At 67.4% G+C, this 19,437-nt stretch carries 22 protein-coding genes; 18 read left to right on the top strand and 4 right to left on the bottom strand.

Annotated elements, in window-relative coordinates; all coding sequences use genetic code 11:
* The 3 genes from VLK61_RS06385 to VLK61_RS06375 all read left to right on the top strand — a co-directional run.
* Positions 1 to 188, top strand: a 188-nt coding sequence (locus VLK61_RS06385) for a hypothetical protein (protein ID WP_325419403.1), incomplete at its 5' end; no start/stop codon positions are given.
* A gap of 126 nt (positions 189 to 314) precedes the next feature.
* Complete coding sequence (locus VLK61_RS06380) at positions 315 to 1,361, top strand: catalase (protein WP_325419401.1); 1,047 nt, start codon at positions 315 to 317, stop codon at positions 1,359 to 1,361.
* 12 nt (positions 1,362 to 1,373) lie between these two features.
* Entirely contained in the window at positions 1,374 to 2,003 is a 630-nt protein-coding gene (locus VLK61_RS06375; RefSeq protein WP_325419399.1) for an FABP family protein, read from the top strand.
* Between the two features lie 7 nt (positions 2,004 to 2,010).
* Here VLK61_RS06375 and VLK61_RS06370 read toward each other — a convergent pair whose 3' ends face one another.
* Positions 2,011 to 2,913, bottom strand: a complete 903-nt coding sequence (locus VLK61_RS06370; RefSeq protein ID WP_325419397.1) for an Fpg/Nei family DNA glycosylase — start codon at positions 2,911 to 2,913, stop codon at positions 2,011 to 2,013.
* Positions 2,914 to 2,983: 70 nt separating this feature from the next.
* Between VLK61_RS06370 and VLK61_RS06365 the strand changes: the two genes are divergently transcribed.
* The 6 genes from VLK61_RS06365 to VLK61_RS06340 all read left to right on the top strand — a co-directional run bounded on the left by VLK61_RS06365 (position 2,984) and on the right by VLK61_RS06340 (position 8,152).
* Positions 2,984 to 3,784 (top strand): ABC transporter ATP-binding protein, encoded by an 801-nt coding sequence (locus VLK61_RS06365; RefSeq protein WP_325419395.1) that lies wholly within the window; start codon positions 2,984 to 2,986, stop codon positions 3,782 to 3,784.
* Positions 3,784 to 4,557, top strand: a complete 774-nt coding sequence (locus VLK61_RS06360; RefSeq protein ID WP_325419393.1) for an ABC transporter permease — start codon at positions 3,784 to 3,786, stop codon at positions 4,555 to 4,557. The genes VLK61_RS06365 and VLK61_RS06360 overlap by 1 nt, the downstream gene beginning before the upstream one ends.
* Before the next feature lie 43 nt (positions 4,558 to 4,600).
* A complete protein-coding gene (locus VLK61_RS06355) occupies positions 4,601 to 5,638 on the top strand; it encodes an ABC transporter substrate-binding protein (protein WP_325419391.1) in 1,038 nt (345 codons plus the stop codon).
* A gap of 84 nt (positions 5,639 to 5,722) precedes the next feature.
* A complete protein-coding gene (locus VLK61_RS06350; RefSeq protein ID WP_325419389.1) occupies positions 5,723 to 7,363 on the top strand; it encodes a peptide chain release factor 3 in 1,641 nt (546 codons plus the stop codon).
* A gap of 68 nt (positions 7,364 to 7,431) precedes the next feature.
* Entirely contained in the window at positions 7,432 to 7,707 is a 276-nt protein-coding gene (locus tag VLK61_RS06345; RefSeq protein ID WP_325419387.1) for a hypothetical protein, read from the top strand.
* Between the two features lie 22 nt (positions 7,708 to 7,729).
* Positions 7,730 to 8,152 (top strand): type II toxin-antitoxin system VapC family toxin, encoded by a 423-nt coding sequence (locus VLK61_RS06340; protein ID WP_325419385.1) that lies wholly within the window; start codon positions 7,730 to 7,732, stop codon positions 8,150 to 8,152.
* A 38-nt stretch (positions 8,153 to 8,190) separates the two neighbouring features.
* On the opposite strand, the gene icmH is transcribed toward VLK61_RS06340, so the two are convergent.
* From icmH to tssJ, 3 genes are all read right to left on the bottom strand, one after another.
* Positions 8,191 to 8,976 carry a type IVB secretion system protein IcmH/DotU gene (gene icmH / locus VLK61_RS06335; RefSeq protein ID WP_325419383.1) on the bottom strand — a complete coding sequence of 262 codons (786 nt, stop codon included), beginning with the start codon at positions 8,974 to 8,976 and terminating at the stop codon, positions 8,191 to 8,193.
* Positions 8,977 to 8,987: 11 nt separating this feature from the next.
* Positions 8,988 to 10,331, bottom strand: coding sequence for a type VI secretion system baseplate subunit TssK (tssK, locus tag VLK61_RS06330; protein ID WP_325419381.1), 1,344 nt, complete (start codon positions 10,329 to 10,331; stop codon positions 8,988 to 8,990).
* A 64-nt stretch (positions 10,332 to 10,395) separates the two neighbouring features.
* Positions 10,396 to 11,043: a type VI secretion system lipoprotein TssJ gene (gene tssJ / locus VLK61_RS06325; protein WP_325419379.1), complete on the bottom strand. Its 648-nt coding sequence runs from the start codon at positions 11,041 to 11,043 to the stop codon at positions 10,396 to 10,398.
* A gap of 177 nt (positions 11,044 to 11,220) precedes the next feature.
* On the opposite strand from tssJ, the gene VLK61_RS06320 reads away from it, so the two are divergent.
* The 9 genes from VLK61_RS06320 to tssG all read left to right on the top strand — a co-directional run bounded on the left by VLK61_RS06320 (position 11,221) and on the right by tssG (position 19,432).
* Positions 11,221 to 12,015: a tetratricopeptide repeat protein gene (locus tag VLK61_RS06320; protein ID WP_325419377.1), complete on the top strand. Its 795-nt coding sequence runs from the start codon at positions 11,221 to 11,223 to the stop codon at positions 12,013 to 12,015.
* A 33-nt stretch (positions 12,016 to 12,048) separates the two neighbouring features.
* A complete protein-coding gene (gene tssB / locus VLK61_RS06315; protein ID WP_325419375.1) occupies positions 12,049 to 12,564 on the top strand; it encodes a type VI secretion system contractile sheath small subunit in 516 nt (171 codons plus the stop codon).
* A 25-nt stretch (positions 12,565 to 12,589) separates the two neighbouring features.
* Entirely contained in the window at positions 12,590 to 14,077 is a 1,488-nt protein-coding gene (tssC, locus tag VLK61_RS06310; protein WP_325419374.1) for a type VI secretion system contractile sheath large subunit, read from the top strand.
* A gap of 23 nt (positions 14,078 to 14,100) precedes the next feature.
* On the top strand, positions 14,101 to 14,619 hold the full coding sequence (locus tag VLK61_RS06305) for an Hcp family type VI secretion system effector (RefSeq protein WP_325419373.1): 519 nt from the start codon (positions 14,101 to 14,103) through the stop codon (positions 14,617 to 14,619).
* A gap of 163 nt (positions 14,620 to 14,782) precedes the next feature.
* A complete protein-coding gene (locus VLK61_RS06300) occupies positions 14,783 to 15,364 on the top strand; it encodes a hypothetical protein (RefSeq protein WP_325419371.1) in 582 nt (193 codons plus the stop codon).
* Positions 15,365 to 15,452: 88 nt separating this feature from the next.
* Positions 15,453 to 15,887 (top strand): hypothetical protein, encoded by a 435-nt coding sequence (locus VLK61_RS06295; RefSeq protein WP_325419370.1) that lies wholly within the window; start codon positions 15,453 to 15,455, stop codon positions 15,885 to 15,887.
* Positions 15,888 to 15,924: 37 nt separating this feature from the next.
* Entirely contained in the window at positions 15,925 to 16,416 is a 492-nt protein-coding gene (gene tssE / locus VLK61_RS06290) for a type VI secretion system baseplate subunit TssE (protein WP_325419368.1), read from the top strand.
* Between the two features lie 6 nt (positions 16,417 to 16,422).
* Positions 16,423 to 18,273: a type VI secretion system baseplate subunit TssF gene (gene tssF / locus VLK61_RS06285; RefSeq protein WP_325419366.1), complete on the top strand. Its 1,851-nt coding sequence runs from the start codon at positions 16,423 to 16,425 to the stop codon at positions 18,271 to 18,273.
* A gap of 22 nt (positions 18,274 to 18,295) precedes the next feature.
* Positions 18,296 to 19,432: a type VI secretion system baseplate subunit TssG gene (gene tssG / locus VLK61_RS06280; RefSeq protein WP_325419364.1), complete on the top strand. Its 1,137-nt coding sequence runs from the start codon at positions 18,296 to 18,298 to the stop codon at positions 19,430 to 19,432.
* Positions 19,433 to 19,437: the final 5 nt, after the last annotated feature.

The raw sequence follows: 19,437 nt of genomic DNA, 5'->3' as shown, positions 1-19,437 counted from the left end.
CGCACGCCATCGAGGTCTCGCAAAAGCTGGGCTTCGTCATCGAAGGCACGATGCGTGGTTTTCTGCGCCTGGCCGATGGCTCGCGCAGCGATCTGGTCGTCGCCGGTTTATTGCTCGACGACGCGTACTTCGCTCGCACGGCACGCATCCGGCAGCGCCTGCTCGGGCCGCCTCCAGAGGCAGCGTAGTCCACCGCGCCCCGCGGCTATGGCTTCGATAGCCGCGCCACCTATCGCCCCGCAGCAGCCAATCAAATGGACCGGCGCCGGGCCGGCTCCTACGCTTGCACTCACCGCAACGCAGGAGCTTCCCCGATGAGCCCCCCCACCCTCACCACAGCCTCCGGCATCCCCGTCGCCGACAACCAGAACTCGATCACCGCCGGCCCGCGCGGCCCGATCCTGCTGCAGGACTTCCACCTGATCGAGAAGCTGCAGCACTTCAACCGCGAGCGCATTCCCGAGCGCGTGGTGCATGCCAAGGGTTCCGGTGCTTACGGCACCTTCACCGTCACGCACGACATCACGGCTTACACCCAGGCCAAGCTGTTCTCGGCCGTTGGCAAGAGCACCGAGACCTTCGTGCGCTTTTCCACCGTCGGCGGCGAGCGCGGCTCGGCCGACACCGAGCGCGATCCACGCGGCTTCGCGATCCGCTTCTACACCGAAGAGGGCAACTGGGACCTGGCCGGCAACAACACGCCGATGTTCTTCATCAAGGACCCGATCAAGTTCCCCGACTTCGTGCACACGCAGAAGCGCGACCCGCAGACGAACCTGAAGTCGCCGACGATGATGTGGGACTTCTGGAGCCAGGCGCCCGAGAGCCTGCACCAGGTGACGATGCTGTTCTCCGACCGCGGCACGCCCGATGGCTACCGCCACATGGACGGTTTCGGCAGCCACACCTTCAGCCTGATCAACGCGGCCGGCGAGCGGGTGTGGGTCAAGTGGCATTTCAAGACCCAGCAAGGCATCCGGAGCTGGCCGGTCGAAGGCATCGCCGGCCGCTACGACGCCCGCGGCAGCGAGGATGACTACACCCAGGCCGGCAACCTGTTCCGCCTGCTGCCGGCGCAGGAACGGCAGAACCTGTTCGACAACATCGCCGGCGCGATGAGCAGCGTCTCGGCCGAGATCCAGGCGCGGCAGTTGGCGCACTTCGACCGCGCCGATGCAGCCTATGGCGCCGGCGGGCGCGCCGACGCGCGCCCGCCACAGCACCTGCCCGAGGCGACCGGCCGGCGCTATGCTGGTCGGCCGCTTCCACCTCTTCCTCGAGAGCGCCCCCAAACCTGTCGCTTCGCGCCAGGCCCCCCCCCCGAGGGGGTCAAGCAAAGTTGCAAAGCCACATTTACTTGAGAGCCCGCCGCGATGAGCGATTTCCCCAGCGACATCTACACCGAGCCGCACCCGATCGACGTCCAGACGCTGAACAAGCTGGGCCCGCTGCGCGCGATGGCCGGCGTGTGGCAGGGCACCCGCGGGCTGGACGTCAAGCCCAAGGCCGAGGGCCCGAAGAAGCAGGCTTACGTCGAGCGCATCGAGCTGCAGCCGATCGACCCGGTGACCAATGGCCCGCAGCTGATGTATGGCCTGCGCTATGCCACGCACATCACCAAGCCGGACCAGGTCAAGACCTACCACGAGCAGGTCGGCTACTGGTTGTGGGAGCCGGCCACCGGCACGGTGATCCACACGCTGACGATCCCGCGCGGCCAGACGGCCATGGCCGCCGGCACCACCACGGCCGATGCAAAACAGTTTCGTCTGGAATCGCAGCAAGGCCTGGACACCTGGGGCATCTGCTCGGCACCCTTCCTGCACCACGCCTTCAAGACCGTGGCCTTCAACATCAGCGTGACCGTCAACGACGACGGCAGCTGGGGCTACGAGGAAGACACGGTGCTGATGATCCGCGGCCAGGCCGAGCCCTTCCACCACACCGACCGCAATCTGCTGTTCAAGGTGGCGGAGCCCACCCCCAATCCGCTGGCGCGCTGATCGGCGCTCAAAGCAGGTCGTCGATGTGCTTGGGCCAGCTGGCTTTGAGGAGTCGGCTCAGCGCACGATCGGCCAGCAGCTTGCCGCCGGTCTGGCAGCGCGCGCAGTAGTTGGTTTCGTTGTCGGCATGCAGGATGCGCTGCACCGGCGTGCCGCAGTCCGGGCAGGGCTCACCGTAACGGCCATGCACGGCCATCTGCGGATGAAAGGCCGTCACCTTGTCGGGCCAGCCGCCATGGGCCTGGGCTTCGGCGCGCAGGCGTTCGGTCCACTCAGTCAACACCGCGCGAGTCGCGTCGTACAGGCGCTGCACCGCGTCCGCCGACAGCGCGCGGGTCAGCCTCACCGGCGACAAGCGTGCGCGGTGCAGGATCTCATCCGAATACGCATTGCCGATGCCGCTGAACAGCTGCGGGTTGGTCAGCGCGCGCTTGAGCGTATGGTTCTCGCGCACCAGCTGCGCATTGAACGCTGGCATGTCCGCTGCGAATACATCGATGCCGCCCGGGTCCATCGCGGCCAGCGCGGCGCGGTCGGGCAGCAGGTGCAGCGAGGCCCGCCGCTGCGTGCCCGCTTCGGTCAACACCAGCTGGCCGGCGTCGAACTCGAACACGGCCAGTGTGATCTTGCCCGGCGGCTTGGCGCCGGCAGCCCCCCAGCGCAGGCGGCCGGCGATCATCAGGTGGATCACCAGCAGCAGCTCACCCCCGGGCGGTGGCGACAACACCAGCACCACGCGCTTGCCCAGGCGTTCGATGCCGCTGACCGTGCAGCCCTCGACCTGGCCGATCGGCGGCAGCGCCGTGCGCAGCAGGAAGGGGTTCAGCACGCGCAGTCGTCGCAGCACCTGGCCGCGTAGCTTGGCCGTCAGGCTGTCGACATAGACGCTGATGTCGGGCAACTCGGGCATCGGCGAAGTGTGCCAGCAAGCGGCCGGCCAGGTGCTCAGCCGGCGCGCCAATTGCATGCACACTCCGGCGATGGCCTCCCCCACCCCGGCAATCGAACTGCAGCAGGTCCACAAGCGCTTTGCCGGCGGGCTGCTGGCGCTGCAGGACGTGTCGCTGCGCGTCGCGCGCGGTGAATTCGTCGCGCTGCTGGGGCCTTCGGGTTGCGGCAAGAGCACGGTGCTGCGGCTGGTGGCCGGGCTCGATGCCGCCAGCGGCGGGCAGCTGCAGGCGCCGGCGCTGCAACCGGGCGGCGACGGCACCACGGCGTTCGTCTTCCAGCAGCCGACGCTGATGCCCTGGGCCAGCGCCTTCGACAATGTCTGGCTGCCGCTGCGCTTGCAGGGCGTGCCGCGCAGCACGGCCGCGCCGCGTGTGCGGCAGGTGCTGGCAGGCGTCGGCCTGGCCGAGTTCGAGCACGCCTATCCGGCCGAGCTGTCGGGCGGCATGCAGATGCGCGCATCGATCGCACGCGCGCTGGTCACGCAGCCGCAACTGCTGCTGATGGACGAGCCTTTCGCGGCGCTGGACGACATCACGCGGCGCAAGCTCAACACCGACCTGCTGCAGTGGTGGCAGGGCCAGCCCGGCGATGCGATCAGCGCGCTGTTCGTCACCCACAGCGTCACCGAGGCGGTGTTCCTGAGCCAGCGCGTGCTGGTGATGTCGGCGCGGCCGGGCCGCATCGTGGCCGAGGTGGCCGTGCCCGAGCCCTACCCGCGCACGCAGGCCTTCCGGCTGACGCCGACCTTCGCGGATGCGTGCCGGGCGCTCGGCCAGGCCTTGGAACTGGCGCATGCGCCGCTGCCGTCCACCGCAGCCTCACCGGCATGATGAAGCAGCGGCTGTTGCCGACGCTGGTGCTGCTCGGCCTGATCGGCGGCTGGGAGCTGCTGGTGCGCATGGCCCAGATCCCGGCCTACACGCTGCCCGCGCCGTCGCTGATCGTGCAGACGCTGATCGCCAACTTCGGCTCGCTCGCCGCCAGCTGGTGGACGACGCTGAAGATCACCTTCGGCGCGCTGGCCCTGGCCTGTGCCGGCGGTGGGCTGATCGCCGCGATGTTTGCGTTGTCGCCCTTGCTTGAACGCGCGCTGCTGCCGGTGGCCGTGGTGCTGCAGGTCACGCCGCTGGTGGCGGTGGCGCCGCTGATCCTGATCTATGTCGAGTCGACCACCGCGGCGCTGCTGCTGTGCGCGTGGATCGTCGCGTTCTTCCCGATGCTGTCGAACACGCTGACCGGGCTGCGCGCGGCCGAGGCCAATTTGCGCGACCTGTTCCGCCTGTACCGCGCCACGCCGATGCAGCGCCTTCGGCTGCTGCTGCTGCCCACCGCGCTGCCCTACTTCCTGGCCGGCCTGCGCATCTCCGGCGGCCTGAGCCTGATCGGCGCGGTCACCGCCGAGATGGTCGCCGGCGCGGCCGGCCGCGACACCGGTCTCGCCTCGCGCATCCTCGAAGCCAGCTTCCGCACCGAGACGCCGAAGATGTTCGCCGCGCTGGCGCTGCTGGTGCTGACCGGCGTGATGATCTATGCGCTCTTCAATGCCTTGTCCCGGCGCTTGCTCGGACGCTGGCATGCTTCGGCCTCGCACCGCGACGACTGAAGCGCGGACCCGCGCCTCCACCCTCATCCAACGGGAGCTCACCATGCATCGCCGCCCTCTGTTTGCCCATGTGTCTGCCCATGTACTTGCCCTGGCCACCGCCTTGCTCTGCGCCGGCGCCGCCCAGGCCCAGGACAAGGTGACCTTTGCTACCAACTGGAAGGCCCAGGCCGCGCACGGCGGCTTCTACCAGGCCGTGGCCGATGGCACCTACAAGAAGTTCGGTCTCGACGTCACCATCCAGCAAGGCGGCCCGCAGGTCAACAACCGGCCGCTGCTGCCGGCCGGCCGCATCGATTTCCTGATGACCGGCAACCTGCTGCACAGCTTCGACAACGTCAAGAACAAGGTGCCCACCGTCGTCGTCGCCGCGATGTTCCAGAAGGACCCGCAGGCGCTGATGGCCCACCCGGGCCAGGGCTACGAGAAATTCGAGAACCTGAAGAACGCGCCGCTGGCGCTGATCGCCAAGGACGGCCAGTTCAGCTGGTGGCAATGGCTGAAGGTGACGCATGGCTTCAAGGACGAAGCGCTGAAGCCCTACAACTACAACCTGGCGCCCTTCCTGGCCAACCCCAAGGCCATCCAGCAGGGCTACTCGGTGGCCGAGCCGATCTACATCGAGAACCAGGGCAAGTTCAAGCCGGTGGTGCACCTGCTGGCCGACCATGGCTTCTCGACCTACAGCACCTTGATCGAGGCGCGCACCGACACTGTCAAGAACAAGCCCGAGCTGGTGCAGCGCTTCGTCGATGCGTCGGCGATCGGCTGGGTCAACTACCTGTACGGCAACCGCAAGGCCGCCAGCGCATTGATGATCAAGGACAACCCCGAGATGAGCGAGGCCGAGATGGAAGCCTCGGTGGCGCTGATGAAGGGCCAGGGCATCGTCGATTCCGGCGAGGCCGCGTCCAACGGCGTCGGCGCGATGAGCGCGGCGCGCATCAAGGATTTCTACGAGCAGATGGTCAAGGCCGGGCTGTACAAGGCCGGCGAAGTCGATCTCTCGCAGGTGGCGACCTTGCAGTTCGTCAACAAGAAGGTCGGGCAGGACATCAAGGCCAAGCTGGGCGCGAAGTAGTGCCCGGCCGCCCGATGTCGGGCCGGCCCCGATAATCGAGGGTTTCCATCCCACGGTCCGGCCCCCGCTGGGGCCGCACTGGCCATGTCCGACCTGACTTTCAACGCGCTCGACAAGGCAGTGCGCCGCCGCCGCACTTTTGCCATCATTTCCCACCCGGACGCCGGCAAGACCACGCTGACCGAGAAGCTGCTGCTGTTTTCCGGCGCGATCCAGATCGCCGGCTCGGTGAAGGCGCGCAAGGCTTCGCGCCACGCCACCTCGGACTGGATGGAGATCGAGAAGCAGCGCGGCATCTCGGTGGCCTCGTCGGTCATGCAGATGGAGTACCGCGACTGCGTGATCAACCTGCTGGACACCCCCGGCCACCAGGACTTCTCGGAAGACACCTACCGCGTGCTGACCGCCGTGGACGCCGCGCTGATGGTGATCGACGCGGCCAACGGCGTCGAGCCGCAGACGCGGCGCCTGCTGCAGGTCTGCCGCGCGCGCAACACGCCGATCCTCACCTTCGTCAACAAGATGGACCGCGAGGTCAAGGACCCGCTGGACCTGATGGACGAGATCGAGCGCGAACTCGGCATGACCGTCGTGCCCTTCACCTGGCCGGTGGGCATGGGCAAGGTCTTCCACGGCGTGATGGACCTGCGCGAAGAACAGATGCGCGTGTTCAGCCCCGGCGAAGACCGCGCCGGCAAGGACGACGAGATCCTGGCTGGACTCGACAACCCCGCCTATGCGCAGCGCTTCGGCATGCAGTACGAGCAGGCGCAGGGCGAGATCGAGCTGGTGCGTGAAGCCGCGCCCCGCTTCGATGCAAGCGAGTTCCTGGCCGGCCGCCAGACGCCGATGTTCTTCGGCTCGGCGGTCAACAACTTCGGCGTGCGTGAAGTGCTGGACGCGCTGGTCGACCTGGCGCCGGCGCCCGGCACGCGCCCGGCGCTGCAGCGTGAAGTCAAACCCGAGGAGCCGAAGTTCACCGGCGTCGTCTTCAAGATCCAGGCCAACATGGACCCGGCGCACCGCGACCGCATCGCCTTCGTGCGCGTCGCCTCGGGCCACTTCGAGCGCGGCATGCGGCTGAAGGTGGTGCGCTCAGGCAAAGAGCTGCGCCCCAACACCGTGGTCAGCTTTCTCAGCCAGCGACGCGAGTTGCTGGACGAAGCCTTTGCCGGCGACATCATCGGCATCCCGAACCATGGCGTGCTGCAGCTCGGCGACACGCTGACCGAAGGCGAGAGCCTGCAGTTCACCGGCCTGCCGTTCTTCGCGCCGGAGATGTTCCGCATGGTCGAAGTGGCCGACCCGCTGAAGACCAAGCAGCTGAAAGCCGGCCTGACGCAGCTGGGCGAGGAAGGCGCGATCCAGGTCTTCCGCCCGGTGGCCGGCTCGGTGCTGATGCTCGGCGCCGTCGGCCAGCTGCAGTTCGAAGTGGTGGCGCACCGGTTGGAGCATGAATACGGCTGCAAGGCGCGCATCCAGCCGTGCCGCTTCTCGATCGCCCGCTGGGTGACCTGCGACGACGCCGACGGCGGCGACAAGGAGTTGCAGCGCTTCATCGACGGCAACAGCCACCGCATGGCGTATGACGCGGTGAACGCGCCGACGCTGCTGGTCGAGTACTCACCCGAGCTGCGTGCGATCGAGAGCAACTGGCCGAAGATCAAGTTCCACGCGCTGCGCGAGCATGCGGGCCTGGTGTTCCAGAAGCGCCTGGAAGGGTGAGACGCACAGCTCGCCCGTTCGCACACACCCCGCGGTAATATGACATTTATTACCACCAGGGCATCACCATGACGATGACCATCAAACTCGCTCCGGAGATGGAGCAAGCGCTGCGGCTCCGAAGTGCCGCCATGGGCAAGCCTGCCAGCGCACTGATCCGTGAGGCCCTGCAAGCCTATCTGAGCACCGCCGCGCCCGAATCACCATCGGCCTACGACTTGGGCGCCGATCTCTTCGGCAAGCATCGAGGCCCGGCCAAGCTCGCCAGCCACCGCAAAACCTTGGCCGCAGAGGAATGGGATGCCAAGCGCCCGACCAATAAGCAAGCCGCGCGGCGCTCTTGAACGGGTTGCGCCGCCCAAGCGTGTGCTGGTCGACAGCGGCCCCTTGTTGGCGCTGTTCAATGGCGCCGACGATTGGCATGCCAAGGTGCTTGCTTGGCTCAAGGCACACCCACAAACCCACCTGGTGAGCACCTGGCCCGTGTTCACGGAGGTGTGCGCCTTGCTGGCACGCCGCATCAGCAACGACGCAGCACTTGACTTTCTACGTTGGGCACAACGGGGCGCGATCGAACTGGATTCCCCGCCGCCCCACGCATTGACAGAGGTCCTCGCCGTCAGCGAACGTTTCCGGGATCTACCCTTTGACCTGGCCGACGCGTCGATCGCCGAGGCCGCCGGGCGCCTGAAGCTGCGCGCGGTGCTGACGATTGACACCGACTTCGACGTCTATCGGGACCGCGACGGCCGGCCCTTGCAGAACGTGCTGCGGTCGACTCAGGGCTGACGAGACAAGCGGTCCTTCGGCAGCAAGCCGGCCCGCGCTCACGGCAAGGTGATCGTCACATGCGCCGCCTGCGGCGCCAGCTTGACGATACCGTCATAACCCACCAGATCAGCGGCCGTCTGCCGGTTCAGCATCGCCTTCAGGCCGATGAAGCCGAGCGCGGCGACCAGCGCGAAGACCGAGCCGATGACCCACAGCGGCACTTCGCTCTTCAGCCGATGCGCCACCCGGTCCGGCGCTTCGCCGTGCGGCGCGAACGCCGCGCGGCGGCCGCGCAAGTGGGCGATCTCCTCGCCGAGCCGGGCCGTCAGGTAGGCCAGCTTCTCCGAGCCTTCCAGCAGGTAGCGGCCCTGGAAGCCCAGCAGCAGGCACATGTGGAAGACCTCCAGCACCTGCACCCGCGGCGCGCCGCCCTGGCGCAGCTTGTCGAGGTATTCGAAGAAGCGCTCGCCGGCGAGTTGCTCGCCGAAGAACTCGATCTGCAGCGGCCGGCGCTCCCATTCGTCGCGGATCTTGAAGTCGGCCATCAGGATCACTTCATCGACCAGCGCGCAGAACGCGAACTTGGCCAGGAACACGTTGTCCGCTTCCAGCCCCAACCGTTGCGCGCCGCGCTCGAAACCGGCCAGGAACTGGCGCAGGCGGTCGCGGAACTCGGCCGCGTCGGTGGGCGCCTGGCCGTTCTTCAACAGGAAGATCATGTAGCAGCCGTCGTACAGCAGGTCCAGCAGGCTGCGTGCATCGCGCTGGCTGCTGCTGCCGGCGCGCTCGGTGCGCGGCAGGTCCTTGTCGCCGAACAGCGTGGGGGCAGAGGTCTTGACCATGGTGCAGGCCCTCAGGCGTTGAGCGCAAAGAGTTCGAGTTTCAGGTCGGGCAGGCCGGCCGGCACGTAGACCGTCATGGCCTGCGCCTGCAGCATGCGTTCATACAGCGGCCCGCGTGCTTCGACCGCGAAGTAGGCCCCACCCGGCCGCACCGGAATCGCCGCCGGCACCTGCGGCGCGTGGGTCAGCCGCACACCGGACATCGCCGACAGCACCAGCTTGTCCACATCGTCCGGCGCGCCGATCTTGAAGCGCGGTGGCACCACCTCGACCAGCTCGATCAGCGGCAAGGCCGATTGCACGCAGACGAAGAAGGCGGTCGACGCATTGATCTTCTGCGAATCCAGCCGCGCCAGGTGGAAGGACGGCTTCAGTTCGTCCAGTGCGATCGAGAAGCAGCGCGTCGAGATCACGGTCTCGAGCAGTTCGCGCACGATCGCATCGAGCCGGCCGAAGGCCAGCGCGGGCTGGCCGTGGTCGTAGGGCGGCAGGTCGGCCAGCGTGTAGCTCTTCGAGAAGGTCAGCAGCGCGCCGGCCAGCTCCAGCATCGCTTCGTACAGGCGCTCGGGATGCAGCAGCGGATGGTGGTGGTAGTGCGACAGCCTCGCGAAGGCCGAGCTCGCGGTGTGCAGCAGCCAGAACGAGGCGATGTCGCCCGAGCGGAACTCGATGACATGGCGCGAGGGTTCGCGGTGAAAGCCGTACAAGGCATCGACCTTGGCCTGCAGGATGTCGAGCAGGCGGCGCAGCATCGCCTGCAGCGTGGGCGACGCGCCCACCGCGGTGCTGGGCGGCACGAAGCGCAGGTCCAGCTCGAAGGCACCGGTGGCGCTGCGGCGCAGCCGGCACAGCGGCAGGCTCACCAGGTGATCGCGCGGTTCGGTCTCGGGCAGCACGCGCAGGCAGCGCCGCAAGGTGCTGATCTCGGCCTCGGCGGCGGAGGTGAACCAGTCGCCCGCCGGCTGGTTGCGCTGCGCATAACGCAAGGCCGCGTCGTGGCCGTTGCTGCTGAAGTTGGCGCCGTTGCTGCGCATCGGCGCCAGCGTGGCGTGGAACACCGTCTCGGCCGTGGCGCTGGCGATGCCGGCCAGCGACAAGGGCTCGGGCAGTTCATCGTCCTGCGGCGCGTTGAACAACTCCCCATCGGGCAGCAGCAGCTGCAACTCGTCGAAGCGCAGCACGCCGCTGGCCAGCGCATCGGTGTCCACCCGCAGCCGGCGCACGCCCCAGCCATACGGGTGCAAGGTGCGCGCCACCTCGGCCAGGCGCCATTCGTGGTACGCGTCCTGGCGCTGGAAGTGCTGGGGCCGCAGGAACAGGCCTTCGCCCCACAAGACCTTGGAAGAGGGGATCACGGGCAACCTTTGCTGGATGTCAAAACACTAATTTTCAAACGACGCGGCCATGGCTCGGGCACCCCTACTCTTTGCCGCAGCGCACACCGGCCAGGCGCGCGACTTCGGGCGCGGTGTTCACAGCCTGGCCCTCGGCCACGCTCATCGCGCAGCCGTGCAGGCCCAGCGTGATGCCGCTGGCCGCCGCGGTCTTGGCGTCGAAGGCGAAGCGCCAGCGCTGCTCCGCCGGCGCGCGGAACAAGGCCACCACGGCCAGGTGCGTGGCCTCGATCGGCAGCGTCTCGATCACCTCGTGGCGCTGGCCCGGTGTCAGCGTGACTTCACGCACATCGATCACCTCCTGGCCCAGCGGCGATGAACGATCGGACGGCGATAGGCTGAACGCTTCATAGGGCAGCTGCAGGAACGCGGTGCTCGCGCGCAGCTTGTAAACGCGCGCAACAATCGAAAGTGAGCGTCCTTGCGCATCGGTGTTCAGCCGGTCACCGGCATGCAGGCGCAAGGCCACTTTGCGCGTCAGCACCGGCAGTTCTTTGGGCAGGCTGTCGGGCACTTCGGGCTTCTTCAGACCGACCAGTTCCATGGCCTTGTCGAGGGGTCCGCCACCAGTGGCGGCGCAGCCCGAAACCAGCGTCGCCACGACCACCGGCAAGAGGGTGCCGGCAAGGGTGGCAAAGCACGCACCGGTGGCGGCCGAAGAACAACGAGTCATGGGCTCATTGTCGTTGGGCTCTGCGCTGTTGCGCCTCAAGTCCCCGCACAAATCGATCCCAAGATCGTGGGGGCAGGGTCACGCCAACGGTGGACGGATTGCAATTACATTCGCGGCTTCTCCATGCCAAGCATGGCCGCGTTTCATCGCTGATATCAGGTTCAGAGGAGGTGGTGAATGCCGAATGGGCCCGGTCCGAAGTACCGCCACCGCCCGGGTGTGATGCTCAGTGCCGCGCTGGCCGCTGCGCTGCTGCTGTCCGCCTGCACGAACATGCCGGCCACGGTGGCCGGACCCGCGCAGGCGCCGGCACAAGCCTCGCTGCAGGAGTGGATGCAGCAGGCGCAAGCCGCTTCGAAAGAAGGCCAGCGCGAGCGCGCCCGCCAGGCCTGGCGCTCGGCCGCCAAGGCCTATCCCACGCAGAAGGATCCGTGGCAACGCCTGGCCGAGGACTACTTCGACGTGGCCGACTACGGCAACGCCATCCTCGCCGCGCAGGAGGTGCTGCAGCGCGATGAACAGGACACGCTGGCGCACAGCGTGCTCGCGGTCAGCGGCCTGCGCCTGTCCACCGTCTCGTTGGTTGCTCTGCGTGAACGCACCAGCTATCCGGTGGGCAGCCGCGAAGAAGCCATGGGCCTGACGCGTGCGATGCGCGATGCGCTGGGCGAAACCGCGCTGGTGCCGCAGCGTGGCGGCGCCGATGGGTCGACGGCCACGGCACGCGGCACGCCGGCTGCGGCGCCGGCCACCCGCAGCGCCGCCGTGGCGCCGCCGCGCATGGTGTCGCCGTCAGCCGCCACCCCGACAACGGCACTGCCGCCAGCCGCGGCGCGGCCGACGCTGGGCAACGCCGCCGCGGCGCGCACGAACCCGAATTCTCCAGCCGGCGTCGTGCCCGTCGCCGCATCGGCACCGGCCGCAGCGCCGCAGGCCAAGCCTGCCGCTGACCCGTTCAAGTTGTTGAAGTGATCTTGCCCCTCGGAACAAGCAAAGGACCCCATCATGGCGAAAAAGGAAAGTGTTCAGAAGCGGCTGCAGCGTGTGCGGCCGCCCCGGGTCCAGCTGACCTACGACGTCGAGATCGGTGATGCCATCGAGAAGAAGGAACTGCCCTTCGTCGTCGGTGTGCTCGGTGATTTCAGCGGCGCCCCCGACCCCGAGAAGCCGCTGCCCAAGCTGAAGGACCGCAAGTTCATCAGCGTCGACATGGACAACATCGACGACGTGATGCAGGGCATGGCGCCCAAGGCCAGCTACCGCGTGAAGAACAAGCTCAGCGCCGAGGGCGGCGAGTTCGCGGTGAACCTCGAATTCAACAAGGTCGAGGACTTCCGGCCCGAATCGGTGGTGCAGCAGGTCGAGCCGCTGCGCCGCCTGCTCGAGGCGCGCACCAAGCTCTCCGACCTGCGCAACAAGCTGGCCGGCAACGACAAGCTCGAAGACATCCTCGGCGAGGTGCTCGCCAGCACCGAGAAGCTGGCCCAGTTGAGCCAGGAAGCCGCGCCCCGCGCCGAGTGAACGACGAAGATCCAGGAGTGACCGCATGAACGCCGCCATCGCCGAAAAGCAAGCCCCCGCCGCCGCGCACGCCGAGCCCAGCCTGCTCGACCAGATCGTCACGCAGAGCAAGGTCGCCCGCTCCGACGTCGAGCACGCCCGCGCCAAGGACATCATCGGCGAGCTGGTGCGCGAGGTGATGCAAGGCACCGTCGTCGTCTCCGACAACCTGAGCATCACGCTCGATGCCCGCGTCGCCGAGATCGACCGCCTGATCAGCGCGCAGCTGAGCGAGGTGATGCACAACGCCGAGTTCCAGAAGCTCGAATCCAGCTGGACTGGCCTGCACTACCTGTGCAAGCAGACCTCCACCGGCGCCGGCATGAAGATCCAGGTCTTCAACGCGACGAAGAAGGAACTGGTCAGGGACTTCAAGACCGCGGTCGACTTCGACCAGAGCGCGCTGTTCAAGAAGGTCTACGAAGAAGAGTTCGGCACCTTCGGCGGCGCGCCTTTCGGCACCTTGCTTGGCGATTTCGAGATCACGCGCAATGCCGAGGACATGTACTTCGTCGAGCAGATGGCGCATGTGGCCGCCGCCGCGCACGCGCCCTTTATCTCGGCCGCGTCGCCGGAGCTGTTCGGCCTGGAGTCCTATGCCGAACTCGGCCGACCACGCGACCTGTCCAAGGTCTTCGACACGGTGGACTATGCCAAGTGGCAATCCTTCCGCGAGTGTGAAGACTCACGCTACGTCGGCCTGACCGTGCCGCGTTTCCTCGGCCGCCTGCCCTTTGACCCGAAGGACGGCAACACCGTCGAAGGCTTCAACTTCGTCGAGGATGTCAACGGCACCGACCACAGCAAGTACCTGTGGGTCAATGCCGCGTATGCGATGGGCGCGCGCCTGACCGCCGCGTTCGAGAGTTTCGGCTGGTGCGCGGCGATCCGCGGTGTCGAAGGCGGTGGCCTGGTCGAGGACTTGCCGACCCACACCTTCAAGACCGATGAAGGCGAAGTGGCGTTGAAGTGCCCGACCGAGGTGGCCATCACCGACCGGCGCGAGAAGGAACTCAGCGACCTGGGCTTCATGCCGCTGGTGCATTGCAAGGGCAAGGACTACGCGGCGTTCTTCGGCGCGCAATCGGCGCAAAAGGCCAAGAAGTACGACTCCGATGCGGCGAATGCCAATGCCGTGCTGTCGGCGCAACTGCAGTACATCTTCAGTGTCTGCCGCATCGCGCATTACCTGAAGGCCATGATGCGCGACAAGATCGGCAGCTTTGCTTCGGCCAAGAATGTCGAGGACTTCCTGAGCCGCTGGATCCGCCAGTACGTGGTCGAGGACGACAACGCCACGCAGGAAACCAAGGCGACCTATCCGCTGCGCGCCGCACAGATTCAAGTGTCCGAGGTGCCGGGCCGGCCTGGCGTGTACCGCGCCGTGTCGTTCATTCGGCCCCATTTCCAGCTCGACGAGCTTTCAGTCTCCCTTCGTCTCGTCGCCGAGCTGCCACAGTCCCAGAAGGGTTGATGAAACAACAGGAGGTTTGTTAGATGAAAGACATTTACGTCAAGTTCGAAGGCGCCAGCGAGCTGCAGGGCGACTCGACCGACACCAAGCACGCCAACGAGATCGAAGTCTCGACCTTCTCGCACACGGTGTTCCAGCCGAAGTCGTCCAGCGCGTCCAGCGCCGGCGGCCACACGGCCGAGCGCACCGAGCACGGCGAAATGCTGTTCACCAAGGACATCGACAAGGCCACCTCGAAGCTGCTGCGTGCCGCATCCGCCGGCACGGTCTACCCCAAAGTGCTGATCACGTTCTATCGTGCCCATGGCGGCACGAGCGCGACGTCCACGTCGCAGACCCGGGTGGACTACTACAAGATCATCCTGGAAGACGTGGTCGTCTCGTCGGTCTCCACCAACATCGGCGCCGGTGAACTGCCCTCGGAAACCTTCGGTTTGAAGTACGGCAAGATCGTCTGGGAATACAAGCAGCACAAGATGGACGGCTCGTCCGTCTCCACCGGCACCGCCGGTTGGGACCTGCGCAAGAACATCGCAGTCTGATTTTTAGCGATCGGTCACTACGCTTGTTACGTGTTAGGCGGCGGCCCGTGGGCCGTCGCTTTTTCGCGTTCACGCAGTGCGCCAGTCGTGCGGCGGCAATCGGCACCGCGTCCGCTTCACGCGCCGCGCGTTGCGGGTCCGACCACTCTCACGGAGAACCCGAATGCCTGACATCGGATACATCGCTGGCGCCGCCGACGGGTGGCTCAACATCCGGAGGGAACCCGGCGCTGCGGTGGTGGCCGTGCCGCAGTACCTGAGCGTCGACATCACCGAGAACCGCCAGGGCCGCGAATACTTCAGCGTGCGTGAGGGTCCCTACCGCGGGCAGGCCTGCTCGGTGATCGCCGGCAACCTGAAGTTCGGCGACCCGGGCTACAGGACAGGCGCACGCCTGGAGTTCAGTCCATCGCGCCAGGTGCTGAGCTTCGCCGGTGGACAGGTCAAGGCAATCACCGATGCATCCAACCCGATTCCCGCCGGCAACCACCCGATCCAGATTCCGGACTTCCCGCATGATCTCGGCGCGGGCTACCTGTCGCAGTCGCGCTTTGCCAAGACCTGGTTCTACCTCGGACGCGGCAATGCCGTGCCCGGACGCAACGACCGCTATCTGCACACCGGACGCGTCAGCGCCGGGTGCGTGACCGTCGACCCGTCCGGTTGGACCACGCTTTATCAGTACCTCATCCTCTGCAGGAACAACGATGGCTACTCCATGGGTTCGATCGCTGTACTGCGCTAGTGCGCTGTGCTGCTCATTGACGGCGTGCGCATCGACAGCCGCGGCGGCACCGCCGCTGTCGCAAGGTGACCTGAGCAACCCACAGGCCGTGAGCGCCTGGTTGCAACAGCATCGCAGTGCCCCTCGCGAGCAGGCCGCGACCTTCAGCACACTGGGCGACAAGGCCCGACGGGCGGGCCGCTGGGGTGCCGCGAGCAAGAGTTTTGGCGAGAGCGCCCTCCTGTACCCCGCGCCGGACACCTTGAGCGCCTACGGACAGGCGCTGCTGCATGAACGCGCGGCGGTGCGCGGCGCCTCGGGCGCCCCCTTGGCGCAGCAGCAAGGCGACTGGCGTGAAGCCAGCGCGATCTTCGCCACTGCGCTCGCCGCCGACGACCAGGTGCATACGCTGAAACCCGCTGAACGTAAGGCGATCGCCGACGATGCCACCTGCCTGGCCGAAGCCGCCAAGGGCGGACCGGCACCGGCGTCCTGCGCCGCGCTGCGCTTGTACCAGGCGGCCCTTCGCGCGCCAACGCGTTGAGTCGCAAGTCCGATTTCCCCGAGCAAGGCCCCGCGCCATGAACACCTTCGCCCCCTCCCTGCTCGACAAGCTGCTCGGCGAAGGCGTCAGCCTGCGCGGCGGCGGCACCTCGCCGCGTTTCACGGTCGAGCAGGTCAAGGACTCGGTAGCGCGCGACATCGAGATGCTGCTGAACACCCACGCCCCCTTTGATGTGTCCGAACTCGACGGGCTGCCCCTGGTTGGCCAGTCCTTGCTGACGCTGGGCCTGACCGACATCTCGGCGATGAGCCTGGCCAGCGACCGCGACCGCCACCGCATCACCGAGGCCTTGCGCAAGGCGCTGGCCGACCACGATCGCCGCCTGACGCAGGTGGAGGTGCGCGTGCGCGAAGCCCGGGCCGGCAGCGCCGGGCTGATGTTCTCGATCCGCGCCAAGCTGCTGCTGAACCCGAATGTCGAGCCGGTGAGTTTTGATGCGGTGCTGCAGCCGGGCTCGAACCGCTATGCCGTCTCCAAAGCAACACGCCCGGCGGGCCTGGACACCTGAGCAACCATGCGCGAACTGCTGCCCTACTTCCAGCGTGAGCTGAGTTTCCTGCAGACGCACAAGAGCGAGTTCGCCGCTGCCTACCCGGAAATCGGTGGCCGCCTCGCCGCCGCCAGCGACCTGATCGACGACCCGCACGTCGATCGGCTGATCCAGTCCTTCGCGCTGCTGTCCTCGCGCATCCACAAGCGGCTGGACGACGACTTTCCGCTGTTCACCGAATCGCTGCTGGAAGTGCTGTACCCGCACTACCTGCGGCCCTTCCCGGCCTGCTCGATCGCGCAGTTCGACCTGGGGTCCAGCGCCGCGCAGATGAGCAAGGCGCAAACCGTGACGCGCGGCACGCTGCTCGACAGCCGCGCCGTGCGGGGCGTGAAGTGCCGCTTCCGCACGGCCTACGACGTGACGCTGCTGCCTTTGCGCATCAGCGCCGCCGGCTTCCGTGGCGCGGTGCAGGCGCCCAGCGGCAGCGTGCTGCCGCGCGAAGCCAGCTCGGTGTTCTCGATCACCTTCGAGCTGCAATCGTCGCAGACCGACTGGGCGACGCTGGGCGTCGATGCGCTGCGCATCTGCCTGAACGGCGAAACCTCGATGGTGCATGCACTGCGTGAAGCGCTGTCCGGCCAGGTGCTGGGCACCCTGGTGCAGGGCGAGGCCCACAGCCCGTGGCAGGCGATCCACGACGCACGGCCGACGCTGGTCGGCTTCGGCGAGAACGACGCACTGATCGACTACGACCCGCGCTCGCACCCCGCCTACCGCCTGCTGACCGAGTATTTCGCCTTTCCGGCCAAGTTCAACTTCTTCGACCTGCCGCTGCCGCCAGCCGCACAACGGCCGAAGACGCGGCAGCTGACGCTGCACTTCCCGATGTCCGGCATCCGCGCTGAATCCGAAACCGCGCGCCAGCTGGAGTTGGCCGACGCCGGCTGCATCGTGCTCGGCTGCACGCCGGTGGTCAACGTGTTCAGCCAGCGCGCCGACCCGATCCGCGTCACGCACACCGGCGCCACCTACCCGGTGCTGCCCGATGGTGGGCGCCGCGCCTATGGCTACGAGGTGTATGCCATCGACAAGGTGTTCCGCGTGCAGCAGACACCGCAGGGCGAAAGCATCCACGCCTTCCGGCCCTTTTATTCGCTGCAGCATCAACAACTGCTGCGCGACGGCGAACAGGCCGGCCGCTACTGGTACAGCCAGCGCAGCGAATCGATGGCCGAGCGCAGTCCGGGTTATGAAACCGAGATCGCGATCGTCGACATCGAATTCGACCCCGCTGCGCCGCAGGCCGATACGCTGTCGATCGACGTGCGCGCCACCAACCGCGACCTGCCCAGCCAGCTGAGCATCGGCCATGCCGGCGGCGACCTGTTCCTCGAAGGCGGCAGCGTCGCACGGGAGATCCGCCTGCTGCGCGTGCCCACGCACAGCCACCGCTTCGAACGCGGCGAAGGCGCCTTGTGGCGATTGATCTCGCACCTGTCGCTGAACCACTTGTCGCTGGGCGGCTCGGGTGTCGACGCGCTGCAGGAACTGCTGCGCCTGTACGACCTGCCGCGCAGCGCCATCAACCGCCGGTTGGTCGACGGCGTGGTCGACATCACGCACCAAGCGGCCAGTGCCTGCCTGCCCGGCAACCCCTTCCCGACCTTCGTGCGCGGCACGCAGGTGCGCTTGACGCTGGATGAGCAAGCCTTCACCGGCCACGGCCTGCGCCTGTTTGCGCAGGTGCTGGATCACTTCTTCGGCCTGTACGTGCAGGCCAACAGCTTCACGCAGCTGGAGGTGCTGTCGGCACAGACGAAAGAGGTGCTGATCAGTTTTCCGCAGCGCGCCGGCAGCGGGCCGCTGCTGTGAACGCACCGCGTTGCCCCGCACGATGACGCGCAACCCGCCCCCGCTGGCCCCGGCCATCGCACTGCGCGTGCCGGCGCCGAACAGCGCCATCGCCCACCTGCTGGCCGAGCCGCATCGCTACGGCTTCATGCAGGCGGTGCGGCTGCTGGAGCGCTGGCATGTGCAGCAGCAGGGCCTGTCGGCGCAAGAGGTGCTGGGGCAGCGCCTGCGGTTTCGCAACTCGCTGTCGCTGTGCTTCCCACCCAGCGAGATCGCCGAGTTCAAGGCCGTGGCCGCGCCGCCGGTGCGCCCCGGCGAGGCCGCCCATTTCGAGCGCTATGAAATCACCCCCGCCTTCATGGGCCTGCTGGGCGCCGGCGGCACCTTGCCGACCTTCTACACCGAGCTCTTCGCCAGGCGCGAGCAGCTGAACAAGGACAGCAGCTCGCGCCGCTTCCTGGACATCTTCGTGCACCGCGCGGTGGTGCTGTTCTACCAGGCCTGGCGCAAGCACCGGCTGCCGCTGCGCTTCGAGGCCGACCGGCGCAACGAATACCTGCCGCGCGTGCTGGCGCTGGCCGGCCTCGGCCAGAAGTCGCTGCGCGAGCGGCTGCGCGCCGCGCAGGGCGGCGTGGCCGACGACACGCTCGCCCACTATGCCGGGCTGTTGCAGCAGCGGCCGATCTCGGCCGCGGCCATTCGCCAGATCCTGTCGCACTACTTCGATGTGCCGGTGCGGCTGGAGCAGTTCGTCGGCCGCTGGTTCACGCTGCCGCGGCGCCAGCAAAGCATGCTGGGCCTGGGGCAGGTCACGCTCGGCTCGCAGGCCGTCGTGGGCGAACGTGTCTGGCAGCGCGACCTGCGCCTGCGCCTGACCTTCGGCCCGATGGGGCGCGAGCAGTTCGTGCGCTTCCTGCCGCCAGCCGATGGCGCCACCGGTCACACGCCCGGCGCGGTCCCGCAGGGCCAGGCCCTCGTCGCGCTGCGTGAACTGCTGACGCTGCTCACCGGCCTCTCCCTCGAGTACGAAGTCCGCCTGTGCCTGCGCGCTGCCGATGTGCAGCCGGCCACGCTGGACGCCCAGCAGGGCCCGCGCCTGGGCTGGGACGGCTTCCTGATCACCCGGCCCGCGGCAGGCGACCGCAGCGATGCCGGCTACGACATCCACGCGCTGGCCTGACCCAG

The sequence above is a fragment of the Aquabacterium sp. genome (assembly GCF_035476535.1).
In the GTDB taxonomy this organism is placed as follows: Bacteria; Pseudomonadota; Gammaproteobacteria; order Burkholderiales; family Burkholderiaceae_C; genus Pseudaquabacterium.
The sequence above is the reverse complement of the archived record's forward strand: the minus strand, read 5'-3'. Positions and strand labels throughout refer to the sequence as shown.

Coding starts and splice junctions, on each gene's coding strand:
- VLK61_RS06375 (WP_325419399.1), top strand. CDS start 1,374: ATGAGCGATTTCCCCAGCGACATCTACACCGAGCCGCACCCGATCGAC.
- tssG (WP_325419364.1), top strand. CDS start 18,296: ATGACGCGCAACCCGCCCCCGCTGGCCCCGGCCATCGCACTGCGCGTG.
- VLK61_RS06300 (WP_325419371.1), top strand. CDS start 14,783: ATGCCTGACATCGGATACATCGCTGGCGCCGCCGACGGGTGGCTCAAC.
- tssJ (WP_325419379.1), bottom strand. CDS start 11,043: ATGACTCGTTGTTCTTCGGCCGCCACCGGTGCGTGCTTTGCCACCCTT.
- VLK61_RS06360 (WP_325419393.1), top strand. CDS start 3,784: ATGAAGCAGCGGCTGTTGCCGACGCTGGTGCTGCTCGGCCTGATCGGC.
- VLK61_RS06370 (WP_325419397.1), bottom strand. CDS start 2,913: ATGCCCGAGTTGCCCGACATCAGCGTCTATGTCGACAGCCTGACGGCC.
- VLK61_RS06345 (WP_325419387.1), top strand. CDS start 7,432: ATGACGATGACCATCAAACTCGCTCCGGAGATGGAGCAAGCGCTGCGG.
- tssE (WP_325419368.1), top strand. CDS start 15,925: ATGAACACCTTCGCCCCCTCCCTGCTCGACAAGCTGCTCGGCGAAGGC.
- VLK61_RS06305 (WP_325419373.1), top strand. CDS start 14,101: ATGAAAGACATTTACGTCAAGTTCGAAGGCGCCAGCGAGCTGCAGGGC.
- VLK61_RS06355 (WP_325419391.1), top strand. CDS start 4,601: ATGCATCGCCGCCCTCTGTTTGCCCATGTGTCTGCCCATGTACTTGCC.
- VLK61_RS06350 (WP_325419389.1), top strand. CDS start 5,723: ATGTCCGACCTGACTTTCAACGCGCTCGACAAGGCAGTGCGCCGCCGC.
- VLK61_RS06380 (WP_325419401.1), top strand. CDS start 315: ATGAGCCCCCCCACCCTCACCACAGCCTCCGGCATCCCCGTCGCCGAC.
- VLK61_RS06320 (WP_325419377.1), top strand. CDS start 11,221: ATGCCGAATGGGCCCGGTCCGAAGTACCGCCACCGCCCGGGTGTGATG.
- VLK61_RS06365 (WP_325419395.1), top strand. CDS start 2,984: ATGGCCTCCCCCACCCCGGCAATCGAACTGCAGCAGGTCCACAAGCGC.
- tssF (WP_325419366.1), top strand. CDS start 16,423: ATGCGCGAACTGCTGCCCTACTTCCAGCGTGAGCTGAGTTTCCTGCAG.
- icmH (WP_325419383.1), bottom strand. CDS start 8,976: ATGGTCAAGACCTCTGCCCCCACGCTGTTCGGCGACAAGGACCTGCCG.
- tssC (WP_325419374.1), top strand. CDS start 12,590: ATGAACGCCGCCATCGCCGAAAAGCAAGCCCCCGCCGCCGCGCACGCC.
- tssB (WP_325419375.1), top strand. CDS start 12,049: ATGGCGAAAAAGGAAAGTGTTCAGAAGCGGCTGCAGCGTGTGCGGCCG.